We start from the raw sequence: 20,844 nt of genomic DNA, 5'->3' as shown, positions 1-20,844 counted from the left end.
GGCCTTATTCGCCGACGCCGGCCAGGTCCCGCAGGCGTCGGGCCTGGGCGGCACGCTCGGCGGCGCGCTGGTCGTCGTACGCACGGCCCTGGACGCCCTGGAGCAGCGCCTTGGTCTCGATGAGGGCGTCGCGCGGGGCGGCCAGCAGTGCGGTCGCGAGGTCGCGTACGGCGTCCTCGACCTGGTCGGCGGGAACGGCGATGTTCGCGAGGCCGGTGCTGACGGCTTCCTCGGCCAGGACGGAGCGCCCGGTCGCGCAGATCTCCAGCGCGCGGGCGTAGCCGACGAGGCCCACCAGGGGATGTGTGCCGGTCAGGTCGGGCACCAGTCCGAGGCTGGTCTCGCGCATGGCGAACTGCACATCGTCGGCGACGACGCGCAGGTCACAGGCGAGGGCGAGTTGGAACCCGGCCCCGATGGCATGCCCCTGGACGGCGGCGATGGACACGATGTCGCTGCGTCGCCACCAGGTGAAGCCCGCCTGGTACTCGGCGATGGTCCCGTCCAGCACGGCGTCATCGCTGTGCGCGAGGTCGATGAACGACGGTTCGCCGTCGAAGCCCTCGGGCGTGAACGCCTGGCGGTCGAGTCCGGCCGAGAAGGACTTGCCCTCGGCGCGCAGCACCACGACACGGACGGTGCCCGGCAGCAACCGCCCGGCCTCCGCCAACGCCCGCCAGAGAGCAGGACTTTGAGCGTTGCGCTTGGCCGGGTTGGTCAGCGTCACCGTGGCGATCGCGTCGTCGACGGTGAGCCGTACGCCGTCCTTGTCGAGTACGGGACCGAGGTCCTTGTCGTCCTGTTCGGGCGAAGCCATGGGGCGCCTCCGATGTGTGCGGTCAGCAGAGCAGAGCTAAGTGACTGCACAGTAACCACCCGGTCGGTCAGTCGTCCGACCGGGTGGCCACCATCGAAGCCGATGAGCCACCCGGGGTCAGGCCGAAGCCTTCTTGCCCCGGGTCGCCCCGCCACGCCCACGAAGCGTGACGCCCGACTCACTGAGCATCCGGTGGACGAAGCCATACGAGCGGCCGGTCTCCTCGGCCAGCGCTCGGATGCTCGCACCGGAGTCGTACTTCTTCTTCAGGTCTGCCGCGAGCTTGTCGCGCGCGGCGCCGGTTACCCGGCTGCCCTTCTTCAGAGTCTCGGCCACCCGTGCCTCCTCATGGGAAGTGCGCTCTTGGTCTCCTCATGATCACCCCTCCAAGCGTTCATGGCCACCCATTCGGCAAGGTCCGTAAGACAAGGTTTTGACGACAGGAGCGCGTCCCCACAAGTGGAATGTGGAATTCCTGAGGGTCTTGTCCGTACGGCCGAACGAGTTGTTCCGTGAAGTACCTGGTCAGAGACGCAGGACGGCCGAGCCCTTGTCGATAAAGGACTCGGCCGGGAAATCGGTGTACGACACACCTCGGTACGAGGAGATCTCACACAGATGGTGGATCACCGGTAGGCCGAATGATCCATACGCCGTGGATCAAGCATTCGGTCAAGCGGCACTGACCGTCGGGCGGCACTGACCGTCAGGCGGCCGGCCGTCAGGCGAGCGCGACGAGATCCGCGTAGTCCGCGCCCCACAGGTCCTCGACGCCGTCCGGCAGCAGGATGATGCGCTCCGGCTGGAGAGCTTCCACGGCACCCTCATCGTGGGTGACGAGGACGACGGCGCCCTTGTAGGTGCGCAGTGCGCCGAGGATCTCCTCGCGGCTGGCGGGGTCCAGGTTGTTCGTCGGCTCATCCAGGAGGAGGACGTTCGCGGACGACACCACGAGGGTGGCGAGCGCGAGACGGGTCTTCTCGCCGCCGGAGAGGACCCCGGCCGGCTTGTCGACGTCGTCTCCGGAGAACAGGAACGAGCCCAGCGTCTTGCGGACCTCGACCAGGTCCAGGTCGGGAGCGGCGGAGCGCATGTTCTCCAGGACCGTGCGCTCGGGATCGAGGGTCTCGTGCTCCTGCGCGTAGTAGCCGAGCTTGAGACCGTGGCCCTCGATGACCTCGCCGGTGTCCGGCTTCTCGGCACCGCCGAGGAGCTTCAGGAGGGTCGTCTTGCCCGCGCCGTTCAGGCCGAGGATGACGACGCGCGAACCCTTGTCGATAGCCAGGTCGACATCGGTGAAGATCTCCAGAGAGCCGTACGACTTCGACAGGCCCTCCGCCATGAGCGGGGTCTTGCCACAGGGCGAGGGCTCCGGGAAGCGCAGCTTGGCGACCTTGTCGGAGACACGCACCGCGTCGAGCCCGGCGAGCAGTCGGTCGGCGCGCTTGGCCATGTTCTGCGCGGCGACCGTCTTGGTGGCCTTGGCACGCATCTTGTCGGCCTGCGAGTGCAGGGCGGCGGCCTTCTTCTCGGCGTTCTGCCGCTCGCGCTTGCGGCGCTTCTCGTCGGCCTCGCGCTGCTGCTGGTAGAGCTTCCAGCCCATGTTGTAGTAGTCGATCTGGGAGCGGTTGGCGTCCAGATAGAACACCTTGTTGACGACGGTCTCGACGAGATCGGTGTCGTGGGAGATCACGATGAAGCCGCCGCGGTACGTCTTCAGGTAGTCGCGCAGCCAGACGATCGAGTCGGCGTCGAGGTGGTTCGTGGGCTCGTCGAGGAGCAGCGTGTCCGCGTCGGAGAACAGGATGCGGGCCAGCTCGATACGGCGGCGCTGACCGCCGGAGAGCGTATGCAGCGGCTGGCCGAGCACTCGGTCCGGGAGGTTCAGCGCGGCGGCGATGGTGGCCGCCTCGGCCTCGGCGGAGTAGCCGCCCTTGGTGAGGAACTCCGTCTCCTGGCGCTCGTACTGGCGCATGGCCTTGTCGCGGGTGGCGCCGCTGCCGTTGGCGATGCGCTGTTCGTTCTCGCGCATCTTGCGGATCAGGGTGTCCAGTCCGCGCGCGGAGAGGACGCGGTCGCTGGCGAGCACGTCCAGGTCGCCGGTGCGGGGGTCCTGCGGGAGGTAGCCGACCTCGCCGGAGCGGGTGACGGTGCCGCCGGCGGGCTGGCCCTCGCCGGCCAGGACCTTGGTCAGGGTGGTCTTGCCGGCGCCGTTGCGCCCGACCAGACCGATGCGGTCGCCCTTGGCGACACGGAAGGTGGCGGACTCGATGAGGACGCGGGCACCGGCGCGCAGCTCGATACCGGAGGCGGAGATCACGGTCAGACTCCAGAGCGGGGTCGTAGGCGGAAGGGGCGGCTGAGGACGTTCCCGCCGTCTAATGCGCGAGGAGAATGGCCATGGGCCAAGTCTAACGGGGCCGTGCAAGCGCTTTTCCTGTGCGCGGTGGGTCATCGCCCCGGGGCGGACGGCCCGGGATGGTCCGGTACAGGGCGTCCGCAGCTATGAGCTGGGCGGTCCGGGCCGGTGCCGGGAGATGGGCACCCCACGCGCGTGACGTACGGCACGCGCGTGCGTGCGGGCCCGGTGGGCGGGACCGGGTGCGTGTCCCCCGTTCGGCTCTCGTCCGGCGCCGCGGCGGGAACGGCGGGCGAGGATGACGCCATGCAGTTCGACGACGACGCGAATCTGGACACCTCCGAGGTGCAGGACGTGCGCGGCAGCCGGATTCCCGGTGGCCGGGCGACCGTGGGCGGTGGCCTCGCGGCGCTGATCGCGCTGCTGCTCGGGCTCTTCTTCGGCGTCGGTCCGGACAACCTGGGGTTGTCGTCGGGCAGCGACTCACCGGTGGCGACCGCGTCCTCGCTGGCCCAGGTGCAGTCGACCTGCCGTACGGGGGCCGACGCGAACACCAAGGAGGACTGCCGCATCGTGGCGGTGGTCAACAGCGTGCAGGACTTCTGGACGCAGGAGTTCCGGCGGCGCAGCGGTACGTACACACGGTCGCCGACGGTCTTCTTCAGCGGGCAGGTCGCCACCGCGTGCGGGACGGCGACCTCGGCGGTGGGGCCGTTCTACTGCCCCGGCGACCGGAAGGTCTATCTGGACCTGGGGTTCTTCGACGAGCTGCGGACGAAGTTCGGCTCCAGTGGCGGGCCGTTCGCGCAGGCCTATGTCGTGGCGCACGAGTACGGGCACCACGTGCAGGACCTGATGGGCACGCTCGACAGGTCGCAGGACGGGCGGACCGGCGCGAACAGCAACGCCGTGAAGGTGGAACTGCAGGCCGACTGCTACGCCGGCGTCTGGGCGCATCACGCGACCACCACGAAGGACGAGTCGACCGGGCGGCCGTTGATCACCAGCCTCACGGACGCCGACATCCGGGACGGCCTGGACGCGGCGGCGGCCGTCGGCGACGACCGGATCCAGGAGCGGTTCCAGGGCCGGGTGACGCCGGAGAGCTGGACGCACGGGTCGGCGGCGCAGCGGCAGCAGTGGTTCTACACGGGCTACCGGACCGGGGACATGGCGCAGTGCAACACCTTCCGCTGACAGCCTCGGGGGCGTTCTCGCGGGGCGTTGTCAGTGGCGGGTGCGAGACTCGTCGAAAGCGATCGAAGCAGCGGAAACACTGAGGAACCCGACAGCAACCAAGAACGGCTGAGAACCCCAGGCACACAAGGAAGTGATCGGCATGGCAGGCGAGAACAGCGGGCGTCCGAGCATCTACCCGTCCTTGCTGTACGCGGACGCGAAGGCGGCGATCCGGCAGCTCACGGAGGCCTTCGGCTTCACCGAGCTGGCGGTGTACGAGGGCGAGGACGGCTCGGTGATGCACGCGGAACTGGTGCAGGGCAACGGTGGCGTGATGCTCGGCTCCAAGGGCCGCGGCGGCCGTTTCGACGAGGCGATGAAGAGCGCGGGTCCCGCCGGGGTGTACATCGTCGTGGACGACGTCGACGCCCATCACCGGCGGGCCGTGGAGCACGGCGCGGAGATCCTGATGCCCCCGGCGGACCAGGAGTACGGCTCGCGGGACTACATGGCCCGGGACGCCGAGGGCAACATCTGGAGCTTCGGTACGTACGCTCCGGAGCTGCCGGAGATACCGAAGACAGGGGCCTGACCGCGCCTAGCTTCCCCCCGTGTGCACCTGGAAGGCGGCCCGACGTACGGCCTTGGCGAGGGCCGGGTCGGGGTGGGCCGCGGCGAGCGCGACGAGGACCTGCACGGTGCGGGGATGCCCTACGGCGCGCACCTCGTCGAGGAGCATCGGGACGGTCGGCTGGATCGCGGACTCCAGGTGGCGCACCAGCAGCGGGGCCTCCCCGTGGTCGGCGACGGCGGCGGCGCTGTCGACCCACAACCAGGTGGCCTCTTCGCGGGTGAGGACCTCGTGGGCGTCCTCCGGGTCGATCCCGTCGTGCTCGGCGAGCCACAGCAGGGCGTACGGCCGCAGGGTCGCCTCGTCGGCGACGGCGCGGACGTCGGGTTCGGCGGGGGCGCCGACGACGCGCAGCGCCTCGAAGGCGAGGCCGCGCAGCAGGGCGTCCTCACCGCGGGCGGCGTCGATCAGCTGGCCGACGGCGGTGCCCACGGTGCGGGCGGCGAGCCAGGCGCGGTACTCGGCGCGGGCGGCGTTCGGGCGGAGCTGGGAGCAACCGCGGAGCATGTCCTCGGCGGGCTGCTCGATGTTCCCGGCGGGGCTCTGGGCGGCCACGCAGATCTGTTCCAGCTTGACCCAGACCGCCCAGCTGCCGAGCGGGGTGAGGGTGGCCTGGGCGTCGCCGTAGGTGAGGGCGCCGACGGAGGCAAGGGCGTGCAGGGCCCAGTCGAGGAGGGGGTCGAGGGGGGTGTCGATGGAGGCGTCGGCGGCCGGGGGCTGCTGGACGGGTTCGGGCTGGGGGCCGTAGGGGATCTCGCAGCGCTCGGTGCGCAGTTCGGTGACCCGTTGGCCGAGGAGGTCGAGGAGCTGTTCGACGGGGACGGGGCCGGCGGACAGTTGGAGGAAGGAGAGCACCTGAGGCATGGCCGAGACGACCTCGGCGACGGCTGAGGGCTCGTGCTCCCGGGGTTCCGGGTGGGCGAGCGACCAGGCGTCGAAGAGGGCGACCCAGCCGCGCAGGACGGCGCTGTCGTCGCGGTCCCAGGCGCGCAACCGCCAGCCGGGGCGGGCCTCGTCGCCGTGCACCTCGACGAGGCCGGCGAGGCGGGCGGTGTCCCAGTCGGCGCGGACCTGAGCCGGGGTCAGGCCAAGATCCTCGGCCGCGAGTTCGGCGGTCGCGTCGGAGAGGGTGCCTTTGCCGTCGGGGCTCGCGCTGTCACGGCCGGGGCGTAGTGCGGCGTCGGCCCAGTGGGCGACTCGGGCGGCTCCGGCCAGGCCGGAGCGAGCCATTCTGGCCAGTTCCGCGGGGGCCGGTGTGCCCTCCGGAGGGCGGGGTGCGGGGCGGCGCGAGCGCCGCTGGTTCATCGCTCGGGGGGCGGCGGCCAGGGGTCGCGGGCGGACGAGTCGAAGCCTGGAGTCGCGCGGGATACGGGACGTCACGGGTGCAGTCTTCCGGTTGACGGTCCGAAAACCCAAACGGAATGTCACGGCGGGCGACGGGGAGGGCCAAGGCACGGGGTCCCGCGGGCGGCTGGGGACCGGGATCAGGCCAGTGGTACAGGGCTAAACGGAAGGTCGGTGGGGTGTGGTGGGGGTGGGAGTCCGGGGTGGTGAAGGAGGGCGTCCGGTACGGCCGGTGGATCACATCAGCGGTGCGCGGATCACGTCAACGGGGTGCTGCTCACATCAGCGGGGTCAGGAAGCGGCGCAGGATCTCCTCGTATCCGGCCGGGTCGGCGTTCCACATCGCGCTGTGCGGGGCGTGGGCGACCGGCTGGAGGGTGATCAGGTCGGGGCGCTGGGCGGCGAAGCGGCGGGAGAGGGTCCAGGGGGCCACCGTGTCGTCCGGGCCGTGGAAGATCAGGGTCGGGACCCGGAGCCGGGCCGGGTCGGCGGCCTCGGCGATGCGGTCACCGTGCAGACCGGTGCGGCCCTGGGCGGCGCGGACCGCCAGCGGCAGCAGCGCGCCCGGGGTGTGCCGGGCGGTGGCGAGGGCGCGCAGCGTGGTCTCCCAGTCGAGCACCGGCGAGTCCAGCACGAGGCCGGAGACGCGGTCGCGCATCGCGGAGTGGGCGGCGGCGCGCAGGGCCATGGTGGCGCCGGTGGACCAGCCGTACAGGACGACGTGCTCGGCGCCGTAGCGCACGGCGTAGCGGATCGCCGCGTCCAGGTCCCGCCACTCGGTCTCGCCGAGGTGGCCCAGGCCGTCGGGGTTGCGGGGTGCGCCCAGGTCGCCCCGGTAGGCGAGGGCGAGCACCGGGAAGCTGTTGCGGTGCAGGAACTCCATGACGTTCAGGGAGAGTTCGCGGGTCGCCGCCAGTCCGTGCACCGCGATCACCCAGGTGCTCCGCGCTCCGGGTACGAACCACGCGGGCAGGGAGCCGAGTTCGCCGGGGATGTCGATGTCGGCGTGGTCCAGGCCGAGGGCGGCGCTCGGATTGCCGACGTGGACGTTCGGGGTGAGCCACACCTTGTCGCCGGGGTCCAGGGTGCCGTGGGTGACGCGTTCGAGGCGGCGTACGACGGCGTCGGCGGGGACGGACGCCGTTTCGACAACCGGGCCGACGACCGCGTGGGAGCCGTCACCGGCCAGACCGTAGGTCCCGGGGCGCAGGGAGGCCAGGTCCCGGGTGAGCGTGATCTGCCCGGCGGCGGTGGAGTGCACCGTGAGCCGGGGTTCGCCCGGCAGCGGGCGGCCGGGCGGCGCCTTCAGCGCGGCGTCGCTGGCGTACCGGCCGGCGGCGACACCGGCGACACCGGCCGCGAGGGCCACGGAGACGGCCGCGGCCGTCGCTTTGACTGTGCGCACGGGTCCAGTGTCGCGGGGGACCGGGCGAGCGGCCAGCCGGAGCGGGCCTGGGGTGACGGGCGGGGCGGTTTCAGCGGCGAGGGTCGGGTGATGCGGGGCGGCTCGGGGTCACCGGAAAGGTTCACCGCGGCCGAGCAGCGTCGCGATGGGCGGAAGGCGTCGGCGACGGGGGCGGCACGGCGGCACGGCAGCACCGGAAAAGCTCACCGCGGCCGAGCACCGACGCGGCGGGCGGAACGCCTCATCGACGGGGGCCGCGAGAGATGTCGGCGACGGCAGGGCGACCGCCGGGAAAGGCGTCGGCACCGGCAAGAAGCCCACCGCAGACAGCGACCGTCACACCTGTTGCCCTCATCCCCGGCGCTGTCCGCCCCGGTTGCCGTCACACACGCTGCCCTCACCCGGGTTGCTCCCAAGCCCCGTCACCATCCACCCCAGCTGCCGTCACACCCGCTGCCCTCACCCGAGTTGCTCCCAAGCCCCGTCACCGTCCACCCCGGCTGCCGTCACACCCGCTGCTTCACCCGGGCCGCCTTCAACCCGGCCACCCTCAACTCCGGCCGCCCTCACCCCAGCGGACCTCACCCCCTCACCCTCACCCCCGCTTCCACCCCCTCACCCCGCCGCGCGCTCCCCCTGCCCATACCCCCGCAACCGCTCCCCCGCCGCCGCCACCTGTTCCCCCGTCAGCAACGTAGGCGACAGCCCCGGCACGGACGACGCCGTCAGCCACAGTCGGCACATCCACTCCAGTTGGGCCGTGCGGTCGAAAGCCTGGTCCAGGGAGGTGCCGTAGGCGATCGTGCCGTGGTTCTGGAGCAGGCAGGCGGAGCGGTCCGTCAGGGCGTGGAGCATGTTCTCGGCCAACTCCTCCGTGCCGTAGGTCGCGTACGGGGCGACCCGGACCGGGCCGCCGAGGGCGCCGGACATGTAGTGGACCGAGGGGAGTTCGGGGACGAGGGTCGAGACGGCTGTCGCGTGGACGGCGTGGGTGTGGACGACGGCGTGGGCGTCGGTGGTGCGGTAGACGGCGAGGTGCATGGGGAGTTCGCTCGTCGGGAGCAGGGTGCCGAGGACCTGCCTGCCGTCGAGGTCGACACCCACCGTGTCGGCGGGTGCGAGGCGGTCGTAGGGGACGCCCGACGGTGTGACCAGGACGGTGTCGCCGACGCGGACCGAGACGTTTCCGGAGGTGCCGACGACCAGGCCGTCGGAGACCGTCCGGCGCGCGGTCGCGACGAGCGCGCCCCAGGCGTGCGCCTCCTCGGGGAGGACACTCCGCCTCCGCGTCTCACCCGCAGTTCCCGCACTCTCCCGGGCGTCCCGCCCGCCCCGCTGGTCCCGCCGTTGCTCAGCCATGTCGCGATCCTGTCAGCCGGTGCCCCAACGCACGTTCGGGCGAAGGCACTTTAGGCCGGAAGCCGCGCGTCCGAAAGATGACATATGGGCGTGAACCGCCCACTCCAGTCGCCCGACTGGAGACCGACCGGCATCGACGGATCGTCCAACAACCTCTGGGTGATTTGTCGTGCACGCCGCCATTCCCCGGGGGAAACATGGCCCGTGATCGCACACCGTCCCTGACCCGCGTCCGCACCGGCATCCGCCTTCGCCTCCGCACCGACCCCCGCGCCCGCCTCGCCGTAGCCGCCGTCGCCGCGCTCACCGTCGGCGCGACCACCCTCGCGCTCGCCGAGATCCCGGCCGTCGCCGCAGACATCGTCGCGAGTTCACCGAAGGGCCACGACGTCTCCTCGCACCAGAAGAACGTCGACTGGCCGAGCGCGAAGGCGAAGGGCGCCACGTTCGTCTACGTCAAGGCGACCGAGTCGACGACCTACCGCAACCCGTACTTCGGCCGGCAGTACGACGGCGCCCGCAAGGCCGGCGTCATCCGCGGCGCGTACCACTTCGCCCTGCCGGACAGGTCGTCGGGCGCGAGCCAGGCCGCGTACTTCGTGGCGCACGGCGGCGACTGGAAGGCGGACGGCTGGACGCTGCCGCCCGCGCTGGACATCGAATACAACCCGTACGACAAGAAGCACGGCTGCTACGGCCTGAGCAAGGCCAAGATGGTCAGCTGGATCAAGGCCTTCAGCGCCGAGGTGAACCGGGAGACCGGCCGCCGCCCGGTGATCTACACCACCACCCTGTGGTGGAAGACCTGCACGGGCGACAACAGCTCCCTGGCCTCGACACACGCGCTGTGGATCGCCCGCCACAACGCGGCGGACGCGGGCTCGCTGCCCGCCGGATGGTCGTACTGGACCTTCTGGCAGTACGACAACAGCGGGAGCCTGCCGGGTGACCAGAATCTCTTCAACGGGACGGTGAGCCAACTGAGGAAGTTCGCCCGGGGCTACTAGTCGATTTGCTGGGCAATCCGGCCACCACAGGGACCCCCTCAGTTCATCTTCCGTTCATCCGGATTGCCTACGGTCAACGCGCCGATGACCTCGAACGATTGCCTGGGTAAATGGAAAACTTCTCGCTGATCCTCGCGATTGTGGTAATCACCGCACTCGCGTTCGATTTTACGAACGGTTTCCACGACACCGCCAACGCGATGGCCACCACCATCTCGACCGGTGCGCTCAAGCCCAAGGTCGCGGTGGCCATGTCGGCCACCCTCAACCTGGTGGGCGCTTTTCTCTCCGTGGAGGTCGCCAACACGATCTCCAAGGGTCTCGTCGACGAGAGCGGCATCCGTCCCGAGGTCATCTTCGCCGCCCTGGTCGGCGCGATCCTCTGGAACCTGGTGACCTGGCTCGTCGGTCTGCCGTCCAGTTCCTCGCACGCCCTGATGGGCGGTCTGATCGGCGCCACCATCGCCTCGGCCGGCACCGGCGCGGTCCACGGCGACGTCCTGGTCACCAAGGTCCTGCTGCCGGCGATCGCCGCCCCGATCGTCGCGGGCATCGCGGCGATGCTCGCCACCCGCTTCTCGTACGCCCTGAGCCGCAACGCCGGGGGCAAGGCCGCCGACAAGGGCTTCCGCGTCGGCCAGATCGCCTCCGCCGGACTGGTCTCGCTGGCCCACGGCACGAACGACGCGCAGAAGACGATGGGCATCATCACCCTCGCCCTGATCGCCGGCGGCTCCATCGCCCCCGACTCGGACCCGCCCACCTGGGTCATCCTCTCCGCGGGCCTCGCCATCGCGATGGGCACCTACATCGGCGGCTGGCGCATCATCCGCACCATGGGCAAGGGCCTGACCGACCTCCAGCCGCAGCAGGGCTTCGCCGCCCAGACCAGCGCCGCCGCGGTCATCCTGGCCTCCTCGCACATCGGCTTCTCCCTCTCCACCACGCACGCCGTCTCCGGCTCGGTGATGGGCGCGGGCCTCGGCCGCAAGGGCGGGGTCGTCCGCTGGTCGACCGCGACCCGGATGTTCGTCGCCTGGGGTCTGACCCTGCCGGCCGCCGCACTGGTCGGTGCGCTCGCCGAGTCCGTGACCGACCTCGGCGACTGGGGCACCGCACTGGTGGCCGTCTTCCTGGTCGCCTCCAGCGCCGGCATCTGGCTGCTCTCCCGCCGCCAGGTCGTCGACGCCTCGAACGTCAACGAGGTCGACGAACCGGCCGGCGTGATCACCACCGCGATCGCCGCCGTGACCCCGCCGCCCCCGTCGGTCGCCCTCTCCGAAGGCCTCACGGCGACGATCCCCTCGCCGCCCGTGAACCCGGCCCCCATCGTGCAGTCCGACCCGGCGACACCGCCGGCCGCCGCCGTCTGAGCCCCGCGCCCCGGACACGAAGGAACGAATCAGCATGCACATCGACTGGGCAGCCCTCGGCTCCGTCTTCGGCGTCAGCCTCGTCGCCACCGTCTCCCTGGTGGCTGTTTTCACCCTCGGCATCGTCGGCCTCTCCCGCCGCGAACGCGCCACCGCCCAGGGCGACTCCGCGCCCCTCGCCCTGACCGGCGCGTACGCCTGCTTCGCGGCCTGCGCGGCGGCGGTGGCGTACGGGATCTATCTCATCGTGGCCTGACCGGCCGCCAGTTGGACCGAGCGTGGGGTGCGGGACGGATCGCCGTCCCGCACCCCACGTCCGCGTGACCCCTCCGACCCCTCGCGTGTGGGCATCAGCACACTCCGTCCCCGCAGGTCAACAGCAAGTTGACGGCCCTTCCAACAGCATGGTGGACTGCCGGAGCCATATACGGCGGCAGGAGAGGAAGCCGGTGCGAATCCGGCGCGGTCCCGCCACTGTCACCGGGGTAGACACCCCCGGGAGCCAGGAACTCTCACCGCCGGTCTCGTCGAACCAGGGCGTGGACACCCTGAGTGAGGACATATCGCCATGCTCGGCTGCCGTTCGAGGTCCCGCACCATCCCCGTGTCCGACTCAGTGATCGGCTGACCCGATGCGTGCCGATCGCGTCTTCGCGTACGGCGCCGCCGCCGGCCTCCTCGGCGACCACCTGCTCGGCGATCCCCGCCGCGGGCATCCGGTCGCCGCCTTCGGCCGTGCCGCGGGCGCCGTGGAACAGGTGCTGTGGCGCGACCACCGGGGCTGGGGCGCCCTGCACACCGCCGTGTGCGTCGGTGGCACCATCACCCTCGCCGCCGCGGCCACTTCGGCCCTACGGCCGTCCCGTACGGCCTCTGCCGCCCTCACCGCCGCCGCCACCTGGGCCGTCGTCGGCGGGACCTCCCTCGCGCGCGAGGCCGGGGTCATCGGGCGGGCGCTGGAGGCCGGTGACATCGACGGTGCGCGGGCCCGGCTCCCCCACCTCTGCGGGCGGGACCCGCAGTCCCTCGACGCCGACGGGATCGCCCGGGCCGTCGTCGAGTCCGTCGCCGAGAACACCTCCGACGCGGTCGTCGGCGCCCTGGTCTGGGGCGGCATCGCGGGTGTCCCGGGCCTGCTCGGGTTCCGGGCCGTGAACACGCTCGACGCGATGGTCGGCCACAGGTCGGCCAAGTACCGCCGCTACGGCTGGGCTTCGGCCCGCCTCGACGACGTCGCCGGCTGGCCGGGCGCCCGCCTCACCGCCGCCCTCGCGACCGTCGCGGGCGACGACCCGCGCGGCGCCGCCCGCGCCTGGCGCACCGACGCCCGCAAACATCCCAGCCCCAACGCCGGCCCCGTCGAGGCCTCCTTCGCGGGAGCCCTCGGCGTACGCCTCGGCGGGACGCTCTCCTACGGCGGCCGGGTCGAGCACCGGCCCGTGCTCAACGGCGACGGACGCCCCGTCGCCGTACCGGACATCGCGCGTGCCGTACGACTGTCCCGGCGCGTCGGTCTGCTCGCGCTCGGGGTCAGTGTCGCCGGGCGGCTGCTGGTGAAGGGACGGAAGTCATGAGCGGCGGCGGGCTGTTGGTGGCCGGCACCACCTCGGACGCCGGCAAGAGTGTCGTGACCGCCGGGATCTGCCGGTGGCTGGTGCGGCAGGGCGTGAAGGTCGCGCCGTTCAAGGCGCAGAACATGTCCCTGAACTCGTTCGTGACGCGCGAGGGCGCCGAGATCGGTCGGGCACAGGCCATGCAGGCGCAGGCGTGCCGGATCGAGCCGACCGCGCTGATGAATCCCGTGCTGCTGAAGCCGGGCAGTGACCGGACCAGCCAAGTCGTCCTCATGGGCAGCCCTGTTGGCGAGATGAGTGCCCGCGGCTATCACGGCGGGCGCCAAGAGGCCCTGCTCGGCACGGTGTTGGACTGTCTCGCCGAGTTGCGGGGCACGTATGACGCGGTGATCTGTGAGGGGGCCGGTTCGCCCGCCGAGATCAATCTGCGGCGGACCGACATCGTGAACATGGGCATCGCGCGCAATGCCCGCCTGCCCGTGCTCGTGGTGGGCGACATCGACCGCGGGGGCGTCTTCGCCTCCTTCTTCGGGACCGTCGCGCTGCTCAGCCCCGAGGACCAGGCGTTCGTCGCCGGGTTCCTCGTCAACAAGTTCCGGGGCGATGTGTCGCTGCTGGAACCGGGGTTGGAGATGCTGCTCGGCCTCACCGGGCGGCGGACGTACGGCGTGCTGCCGTTCCGGCACGGGCTCGGGATCGACGAGGAGGACGGCCTGCGCATCTCGCTGCGCGGGACCGTGCGCGAGTCGAACACCGCGCCGCCGGTCGGCGAGGACGTGCTGCGGGTCGCCGTCTGCGCGATCCCGCTCATGTCCAACTTCACCGACGTGGACGCGCTGGCCGCCGAACCGGGCGTCGTGGTGCGGTTCGTGGACCGGCCGGAGGAGTTGGCCGACGCGGACCTCGTCGTCATCCCCGGCACCCGGGGGACGGTGAAGGCGCTGGAGTGGCTGCGCGAGCGGGGACTTGCGGACGCCCTCGTGCGCAGGGCGGCCGAGCAGCGGCCAACTCTCGGTATCTGCGGTGGCTTTCAGATCCTCGGCGAGCACATCGACGACGAGGTCGAGAGCCGGCAGGGGTCGGTCGACGGGCTCGGAGTGCTGCCGCTGCGCGTGCGGTTCGCGCGCGAGAAGACCCTCACCCGGCCGGTGGGCGAAGCCCTCGGCGAACCGGTCGAGGGCTACGAGATCCACCACGGAATCGCCCAACTGACGGGCGGCGAAACCTTCTTGGACGGGTGCCGGGTCGGTCAGACCTGGGGCACGCACTGGCACGGCTCGCTGGAGTCGGACGGGTTCCGGCGGGCGTTTCTGCGCGAGGTGGCGACCGCCGCGGGCCGCCGGTTCGTACCGGCGCCCGACACCTCGTTCGCCGCGCTGCGCGAGGAGCAGCTCGACCGGCTCGGCGACCTCATCGAACAGCACGCGGACACGGACGCGCTCTGGCGACTCATCGAGTCCGGCGCGCCGCAAGGACTGCCTTTCATTCCACCGGGAGCGCCCGCATGAGCACAGTGTTGTTGTTGTCGACCGCCGACACGGATCTGCTGGCGGCCCGGGCCTCCGGCGCCGGGTACCGGATCGGCAACCCGAACCGGGTGGACGTGGCAGCCGAGTTGCCCGCGCTCGTCGCGGGCGCGGACATCGCCGTCGTACGACTGCTCGGTGGCAAGCGCGCCTGGGAGGACGGACTCGCCGCGCTGAAGTCGTCCGGGATTCCGACCGTGCTGCTGGGCGGGGAGACCGTCCCCGACGCGGAGTTGATGGCCGAGTCGTCGGTACCGGCCGGTGTGGTGGCCGAGGCGCTGCGGTATCTCGTCGAGGGCGGGCCGGAGAACCTCGCCGAACTCGCCCGGTTCCTCTCGGACACGGTGCTGCTGACGGGCGAGGGTTTCGAAGAGCCGCAGAAGATGGCCGAGTTCGGCGTCCACGGCGAGCGTGCCTTCGTCGAGGGCCGACCGATGGTCGGTGTCCTCTTCTACCGGGCGCACCACTTGAGCGGCAACACCGCCTTCGTGGACACCCTGTGCGACCAGATCGAGGCGAAGGGCGCCAACGCCCTTGCCGTGTACTGCGGTTCACTGCGCGGCGCCGACTCCGGGCTGTACGAGATCCTCGGCACGGCGGACGCGTTGATCGCCACCGTCCTGGCCGCGGGCGGTACGCACGCCTCGCAGGCGTCGGCCGGCGGTGACGAGGAGGCGTGGGACATCGGCGCGCTCGCCGACCTCGACGTCCCTGTGCTGCAAGGCCTTTGCCTTACGTCGTCCAGGGCGACCTGGGACGAGTCCTCCGCCGCCCTCTCCCCCATGGACGCGGCGATGCAGGTCGCGATCCCGGAGTTCGACGGACGGCTCATCACCGTCCCGTTCTCCTTCAAGGAGGAGGGCCCGGACGGCGTCCCGGTCTACGTCGCCGACCCCGAGCGCGCCGCCCGCGTCGCCGGGATCGCCGTACGGCACGCGAAGTTGAAGCACAAGCCGAACGCCGAGAAGAAGCTCGCGGTCGTCTTCACCGCCTATCCGACGAAGCATTCGCGGGTCGGCAACGCGGTCGGCCTGGACACGCCCGCCTCGGCGATCCGGGTGCTCGATGCCCTGCGGGACGCCGGGTACGGGGTCGACGAACACCCGGACAACGGGGACGAGTTGATCCACCGGCTCATCAACGCCGGTGGCCACGACGTGGAGTGGCTGACGGAGGAGCAGTTGGCCGCCGCGCCCGCGCGGGTGCCGCTCGCCGACTACCAGGCGTGGTTCGACAAGCTCGAACCGGAGCTCAGGCAGGGCATGTTGGACGCGTGGGGTGAGCCGCCCGGCAACCTCTACGTCGACGGCGACGACATCGTGCTCGCCTCGCTCCAGTTCGGGAACGTCGTCGTGATGATCCAGCCGCCGCGCGGCTTCGGGGAGAACCCGATCGCGATCTACCACGACCCCGACATGCCGCCGTCGCACCACTACATGGCCGCATACCGGTGGCTGGACAACAGCTTCGGCGCCGACGCGATCATCCACATGGGCAAGCACGGCACCATGGAATGGCTGCCGGGCAAGGGACTTGGGCTCAGCAGCGGCTGCGCGCCCGACGCCGTACTCGGTGAACTCCCGCTGATCTACCCGTTCATCGTCAACGACCCCGGCGAGGGGACGCAGGCCAAGCGGCGCGGGCACGCCACGGTCGTCGACCACCTCGTGCCGCCGATGGCGCGTGCCGACACCTACGGCGACCTGGCGAAGCTGGAGCAACTCCTCGACGAGTACGCCCTCGTGTCCGACCTGGACCCGACGAAGGCGCCGGCCGTGCGCGCGCAGATCTGGACGCTGGTGAAGGCGGCCGAGCTGCACCACGACCTGCATGTGGACGACCAGCCGGACGACGCGGCGTTCGACGAGTTCGTGATGCACATCGACGGCTATCTGTGCGAGATCAAGGACGTGCAGATCCGCGACGGGCTGCACATCCTCGGCGGCGGGCCGGTCGGCGAGGCCCGCGTGAACCTCGTGCTGGCTGTGCTGCGCGCCTCGCAGGTGTGGGGCGGGCAGGCGAACGCGCTGCCGGGTCTGCGAGCCGCGCTGGCGCTCCACTTCGGCCTGGTCGAGAAGGAGTTGCTGGCCGAGCCGGGTGCGCCGGTGAAGGTGCCGGTGGAGCTGAGCGAGCTGGTCGACGGGCCCGCCCGTTCAGCCGCCGACGCGATCGATCTGCTGGAGCAGCTGTGCCGCCGGTTCGCGGAGGGCATGGAGTCGCAGGAGTGGGAGGTCACGGCGGTCCCGGCGCTCGTCCGTGCCGTCATCGGCACCGAACTCCCGGACGCGGTCGCGGTGTTGGAGTTCGCCTGCGACGAGGTCGTGCCCCGGCTCGCCCGCACCACCGACGAGATCGACCACATCCTGCTGGCGCTGAACGGGGGTTACGTCCCGGCGGGTCCGTCGGGCTCCCCGACCCGCGGTCTGGTCAACGTCCTGCCGACCGGCCGGAACTTCTACTCGGTCGACCCCAAGGCCATTCCGTCCAGGCTGAGTTGGGAGGTCGGGCAGGCGCTGGCCGACTCGCTCGTGCAGCGGTACCTCCAGGACAACGGCGAGTTCCCCACGTCCGTCGGCCTCACGGTCTGGGGTACGTCGGCGATGCGCACCCAGGGTGACGACATCGCCGAGATCCTCGCGCTGCTGGGCTGCCGTCCCGTCTGGGACGACGCCTCGCGCCGGGTGACCGGCTTCGAGATCGTGCCCGTCACGGAGCTGGGCCGACCGCGCATCGACGTCACGGTGCGGATCTCCGGCTTCTTCCGGGACGCGTTCCCGCACGTCGTCGGGCTGATCGACGACGCGGTACGGGCGGTGGCCGAGCTGGAGGAGCCGCCGGAGTCCAACTACGTCCGCAAGCACGCCGACGAGGACACCGCCGAGCACGGCGACCGACGCCGGGCCACGGCCCGCATCTTCGGCTCCAAGCCGGGGGCGTACGGGGCGGGGTTGCTGCCGCTGATCGACGCGCGGAACTGGCGCAGCGACGCGGACCTCGCCGAGGTGTACGCCGTGTGGGGTGGCTACGCCTACGGGCGCGGCCTCGACGGGCGGCAGGCGCGCGGGGACATGGAGACCGCGTTCAAGCGCATCGCCGTAGCGGCCAAGAATGTCGACACCCGCGAGCACGACCTCGTCGACGCCGACGACTACTTCCAGTACCACGGCGGCATGGTCGCCATGGTCCGCCACCTGACCGGCACCTCCCCCGAGGCGTACGTCGGCGACTCCGCCACCCCGGACCAGGTGAAGACCCGCACGCTGGGCGAGGAGACGCACCGCGTCTTCCGCGCCCGCGTCGTCAACCCCCGCTGGATGGCGGCGATGCGGCGGCACGGCTACAAGGGCGCCTTCGAGATGGCGGCGACCGTCGACTACCTCTTCGGGTACGACGCGACGGCCGGGGTCGTCGACGACTGGATGTACGAGAAGCTCAGCGCGGAGTACGTCTTCGACCCGGAGAACCGGGACTTCATGAAGAAGTCCAACCCGTGGGCGCTGCGCGGCATCACCGAGCGGCTGCTCGAAGCGGCCGAGCGCGGACTGTGGGCCGAGCCGGACGCGGACACGCTGGAACGACTGCGGGCCACCTACCTGGAGCTCGAAGGCGACCTGGAGGGCGACGACCAGTGACAACTCCCTTTCCGTTCACGGCCGTTGTCGGCCAGGACGATCTGCGGCTCGCGCTGCTGCTGAACGCCGTGTCGCCGGCGGTCGGCGGTGTGCTGGTGCGCGGCGAGAAGGGCACCGCCAAGTCGACGGCCGTGCGCGCGCTTTCGGCGCTGCTGCCGGAGGTCGCCGTCGTTCCCGGCTGCCGCTTCTCCTGCGACCCCGCCTCGCCCGACCCGGCCTGCCCGGACGGCCCGCACGAGACCGGGCCCGGGGCCCAACGCCCCGCGCGCATGGTCGAGTTGCCGGTCGGCGCCTCCGAGGACCGGCTGGTCGGCGCGCTCGACATCGAGCGGGCGCTCGCCGAGGGCGTCAAGGCCTTCGAGCCCGGCCTGCTGGCCGACGCGCACCGGGGCATCCTCTACGTCGACGAGGTCAACCTCCTCCACGACCACCTGGTCGACCTGCTGTTGGACGCGGCGGCGATGGGCGCGTCGTACGTCGAACGCGAGGGCGTCTCCGTCCGGCACGCCGCCCGCTTCCTGCTCGTCGGCACCATGAACCCCGAAGAGGGCGAACTGCGACCGCAGTTGCTCGACCGGTTCGGCCTGACCGTGGAGGTCGCGGCCTCACGGGAGCCCGACCAGCGGGTCGAGGTGGTGCGGCGCAGGCTCGCCTACGACGACGATCCGGAAGGGTTCGCCACGCGCTGGGCGGACGAGGAGTCCTCCGTGCGGGCGCGGATCATCGCCGCGCGTGCGCTGTTGCCGTCCGTGCGGCTGGGCGACGGGTCGTTGCGGCAGATCGCGGCGACCTGCGCCGCCTTCGAGGTGGACGGCATGCGGGCCGACATCGTGATGGCCCGTACGGCGACCGCGCTGGCCGCCTGGGCCGGGCGGACCGACGTGCTCGCCGAGGACGTACGGCAGGCCGCGCTGCTCGCGCTGCCGCACCGGCGGCGGCGAAATCCCTTTGACGCTCCGGGACTTGACGAGAACAAGCTCGACGAGACCTTGGAGGAGTTCGCGGAGCCCGAGCCCGACGACGATCCGGATCCGGACGGCGGTCCTGACGGATCCGGCGGAGGTGGCGGGCAGCCGCCCGAGTCGGATTCCGACGGGCCTCAGGACGGGGACGCCGGGGCGCCGCCCGAGGCCGGGGAGGGCGGGGAACCGCAGCCTTCGGGTACGGGCTCGGGTGAGCAGCAGCCCGTGCGGGCCTCCGAGCCCTTCCGTACCAAGGTGTTGAGCGTGCCGGGTCTCGGTGAGGGCGCCGCCGGGCGGCGGTCGCGGGCACGCACCGAGCACGGGCGGACCACCGGGGCCCGACGGCCCCAAGGGGCGCTCACCAAGCTGCACTTGGCGGCGACCATCCAGGCGGCCGCTCCGCATCAGCTGGCGCGTGGACGGGCCGGGCGTGGACTGGTCGTACGGCGGGACGATCTGCGGCAGGCGACGCGGGAAGGGCGCGAGGGCAACCTCGTGCTGTTCGTCGTGGACGCCTCCGGGTCGATGGCGGCGCGGCAGCGGATGAGTGCGGTGAAGGGGGCCGTGCTGTCGTTGCTGCTGGACGCGTATCAACGGCGGGACAAGGTGGGGCTGGTGACCTTCCGGGGGTCCGCCGCTGATGTCGCCCTGCCGCCGACCTCTTCCGTGGACGCCGCCGCCGTACGGCTGGAGTCGTTGCCGACCGGGGGGCGTACGCCGCTCGCGGCCGGGCTGCTCAAGGCGCATGACGTGCTGCGGGTGGAACGGTTGCGGGATCCGGCTCGGCGGGCGTTGGTTGTCCTGGTGACCGATGGGCGGGCGACCGGTGGTCCTGAACCGGTCGCGCTCGCCGGGCGGGCGGCGCGGTTGTTCGCCGCCGACGGGGTCGCTTCCGTGGTCGTCGACTGCGAGTCGGGGCCCGTACGGCTGGGGCTGGCCGGGCAGTTGGCCGGTGAACTGGAGGGTACGGCGGTGACGCTGGACGAGTTGCGGGCGGACTCGATCGTCGGGCTGGTCAAGGACGTGCAGAGGAGGGCCGCGTAATGCCGCAGGGGCAGCCGAGTGTCGTACCGGACGACGGACTGACGACCCGTCAGCGTCGTAATCGGCCACTTGTCGTCGTGCATACGGGAGTTGGGAAGGGCAAGTCCACTGCTGCTTTCGGGCTCGCGTTGCGTGCCTGGAATCAGGGGTGGCCGATCGGGGTGTTCCAGTTCGTCAAGTCGGCGAAGTGGAAGGTCGGGGAGGAGAACGCGCTTCGGGTGCTGGGGGCTTCCGGCGAGGGCGGGTCCGTCGACTGGCACAAGATGGGCGAGGGGTGGTCGTGGGTTCAGCGCGACTCCCAGATGGACAACGAGGAGAAGGCGCGCGAGGGGTGGGAGCAGGTCAAGCGGGATCTCGCCGCCGAGACCTACAAGCTGTACGTGCTGGACGAGTTCGCCTATCCGATGCACTGGGGGTGGGTCGATGTCGATGAGGTCGTCTCCGTGCTGCGGGATCGGCCCGGGAACCAGCACGTCGTGATCACCGGGCGGAACGCGCCCGAGAAGCTCGTCGAGTACGCCGACCTCGTCACCGACATGTCCAAGGTCAAGCACCCCATGGACGCCGGGCAGAAGGGTCAGCGGGGTATCGAGTGGTGAAGCCGTCGTGACTTCCTCGTCCTCCCTGTTCTC

At 71.3% G+C, this 20,844-nt stretch carries 16 protein-coding genes and 1 riboswitch; of the genes, 10 read left to right on the top strand and 6 right to left on the bottom strand.

Annotated features, from left to right (window positions below; translation table 11 throughout):
• Positions 1-4 precede the first annotated feature (4 nt).
• The 3 genes from OG194_RS36665 to OG194_RS36655 form a co-directional block, all read right to left on the bottom strand.
• Complete coding sequence (locus OG194_RS36665) at positions 5-817, bottom strand: enoyl-CoA hydratase/isomerase family protein (protein ID WP_327405046.1); 813 nt, start codon at positions 815-817, stop codon at positions 5-7.
• A 117-nt stretch (positions 818-934) separates the two neighbouring features.
• The gene (locus OG194_RS36660) at positions 935-1,153 is read right to left on the bottom strand and encodes a helix-turn-helix domain-containing protein (protein WP_019060653.1); all 219 of its coding nucleotides are present in this window, start codon (positions 1,151-1,153) and stop codon (positions 935-937) included.
• A gap of 385 nt (positions 1,154-1,538) precedes the next feature.
• A complete protein-coding gene (locus tag OG194_RS36655) occupies positions 1,539-3,137 on the bottom strand; it encodes an ABC-F family ATP-binding cassette domain-containing protein (protein ID WP_327405045.1) in 1,599 nt (532 codons plus the stop codon).
• Positions 3,138-3,482: 345 nt separating this feature from the next.
• Between OG194_RS36655 and ypfJ the strand changes: the two genes are divergently transcribed.
• Positions 3,483-4,373: a KPN_02809 family neutral zinc metallopeptidase gene (gene ypfJ / locus OG194_RS36650; protein ID WP_327405044.1), complete on the top strand. Its 891-nt coding sequence runs from the start codon at positions 3,483-3,485 to the stop codon at positions 4,371-4,373.
• Positions 4,374-4,515: 142 nt separating this feature from the next.
• Complete coding sequence (locus tag OG194_RS36645; RefSeq protein WP_327405043.1) at positions 4,516-4,947, top strand: VOC family protein; 432 nt, start codon at positions 4,516-4,518, stop codon at positions 4,945-4,947.
• 6 nt (positions 4,948-4,953) lie between these two features.
• Here the strand turns inward: OG194_RS36645 and OG194_RS36640 are convergent, their stop codons facing one another.
• The 3 genes from OG194_RS36640 to OG194_RS36630 form a co-directional block, all read right to left on the bottom strand.
• A complete protein-coding gene (locus tag OG194_RS36640) occupies positions 4,954-6,366 on the bottom strand; it encodes a hypothetical protein (protein ID WP_327405042.1) in 1,413 nt (470 codons plus the stop codon).
• A gap of 241 nt (positions 6,367-6,607) precedes the next feature.
• Positions 6,608-7,735 (bottom strand): alpha/beta hydrolase family protein, encoded by a 1,128-nt coding sequence (locus tag OG194_RS36635; protein WP_327405041.1) that lies wholly within the window; start codon positions 7,733-7,735, stop codon positions 6,608-6,610.
• Positions 7,736-8,350: 615 nt separating this feature from the next.
• Positions 8,351-9,094, bottom strand: coding sequence for a class II aldolase/adducin family protein (locus tag OG194_RS36630; RefSeq protein ID WP_327405040.1), 744 nt, complete (start codon positions 9,092-9,094; stop codon positions 8,351-8,353).
• A 197-nt stretch (positions 9,095-9,291) separates the two neighbouring features.
• Between OG194_RS36630 and OG194_RS36625 the strand changes: the two genes are divergently transcribed.
• The 8 genes from OG194_RS36625 (at position 9,292) to cobO (ending at position 20,811) form a co-directional block, all read left to right on the top strand.
• Positions 9,292-10,101, top strand: coding sequence for a lysozyme (locus tag OG194_RS36625; RefSeq protein ID WP_327405039.1), 810 nt, complete (start codon positions 9,292-9,294; stop codon positions 10,099-10,101).
• Positions 10,102-10,211: 110 nt separating this feature from the next.
• Positions 10,212-11,474 carry an inorganic phosphate transporter gene (locus OG194_RS36620; protein ID WP_327405038.1) on the top strand — a complete coding sequence of 421 codons (1,263 nt, stop codon included), beginning with the start codon at positions 10,212-10,214 and terminating at the stop codon, positions 11,472-11,474.
• Positions 11,475-11,508: 34 nt separating this feature from the next.
• Positions 11,509-11,730: a hypothetical protein gene (locus OG194_RS36615; protein ID WP_033287090.1), complete on the top strand. Its 222-nt coding sequence runs from the start codon at positions 11,509-11,511 to the stop codon at positions 11,728-11,730.
• Positions 11,731-11,865: 135 nt separating this feature from the next.
• Positions 11,866-12,008: riboswitch (cobalamin riboswitch) on the top strand.
• Between the two features lie 98 nt (positions 12,009-12,106).
• Complete coding sequence (locus OG194_RS36610; RefSeq protein ID WP_327405037.1) at positions 12,107-13,048, top strand: cobalamin biosynthesis protein; 942 nt, start codon at positions 12,107-12,109, stop codon at positions 13,046-13,048.
• Positions 13,045-14,556 (top strand): cobyric acid synthase, encoded by a 1,512-nt coding sequence (locus OG194_RS36605; protein ID WP_327405036.1) that lies wholly within the window; start codon positions 13,045-13,047, stop codon positions 14,554-14,556. Before OG194_RS36610 ends, OG194_RS36605 begins: the two co-directional genes overlap by 4 nt.
• Entirely contained in the window at positions 14,553-18,206 is a 3,654-nt protein-coding gene (gene cobN, locus OG194_RS36600) for a cobaltochelatase subunit CobN (RefSeq protein WP_327405035.1), read from the top strand. The genes OG194_RS36605 and cobN overlap by 4 nt, the downstream gene beginning before the upstream one ends.
• On the top strand, positions 18,203-20,212 hold the full coding sequence (locus OG194_RS36595) for a putative cobaltochelatase (RefSeq protein WP_327405034.1): 2,010 nt from the start codon (positions 18,203-18,205) through the stop codon (positions 20,210-20,212). Before cobN ends, OG194_RS36595 begins: the two co-directional genes overlap by 4 nt.
• A complete protein-coding gene (cobO, locus tag OG194_RS36590; RefSeq protein ID WP_026150966.1) occupies positions 20,212-20,811 on the top strand; it encodes a cob(I)yrinic acid a,c-diamide adenosyltransferase in 600 nt (199 codons plus the stop codon). Before OG194_RS36595 ends, cobO begins: the two co-directional genes overlap by 1 nt.
• Positions 20,812-20,844: the final 33 nt, after the last annotated feature.

Origin of the sequence: Streptomyces sp. NBC_01288 (assembly GCF_035982055.1) — a bacterium.
Taxonomy (GTDB): Bacteria; Actinomycetota; Actinomycetes; order Streptomycetales; family Streptomycetaceae; genus Streptomyces.
The sequence above is the reverse complement of the archived record's forward strand: the minus strand, read 5'-3'. Positions and strand labels throughout refer to the sequence as shown.

Coding starts and splice junctions, on each gene's coding strand:
- OG194_RS36625 (WP_327405039.1), top strand. CDS start 9,292: ATGGCCCGTGATCGCACACCGTCCCTGACCCGCGTCCGCACCGGCATC.
- OG194_RS36615 (WP_033287090.1), top strand. CDS start 11,509: ATGCACATCGACTGGGCAGCCCTCGGCTCCGTCTTCGGCGTCAGCCTC.
- OG194_RS36620 (WP_327405038.1), top strand. CDS start 10,212: ATGGAAAACTTCTCGCTGATCCTCGCGATTGTGGTAATCACCGCACTC.
- OG194_RS36605 (WP_327405036.1), top strand. CDS start 13,045: ATGAGCGGCGGCGGGCTGTTGGTGGCCGGCACCACCTCGGACGCCGGC.
- cobO (WP_026150966.1), top strand. CDS start 20,212: ATGCCGCAGGGGCAGCCGAGTGTCGTACCGGACGACGGACTGACGACC.
- OG194_RS36645 (WP_327405043.1), top strand. CDS start 4,516: ATGGCAGGCGAGAACAGCGGGCGTCCGAGCATCTACCCGTCCTTGCTG.
- OG194_RS36665 (WP_327405046.1), bottom strand. CDS start 817: ATGGCTTCGCCCGAACAGGACGACAAGGACCTCGGTCCCGTACTCGAC.
- OG194_RS36610 (WP_327405037.1), top strand. CDS start 12,107: ATGCGTGCCGATCGCGTCTTCGCGTACGGCGCCGCCGCCGGCCTCCTC.
- OG194_RS36630 (WP_327405040.1), bottom strand. CDS start 9,094: ATGGCTGAGCAACGGCGGGACCAGCGGGGCGGGCGGGACGCCCGGGAG.
- ypfJ (WP_327405044.1), top strand. CDS start 3,483: ATGCAGTTCGACGACGACGCGAATCTGGACACCTCCGAGGTGCAGGAC.
- cobN (WP_327405035.1), top strand. CDS start 14,553: ATGAGCACAGTGTTGTTGTTGTCGACCGCCGACACGGATCTGCTGGCG.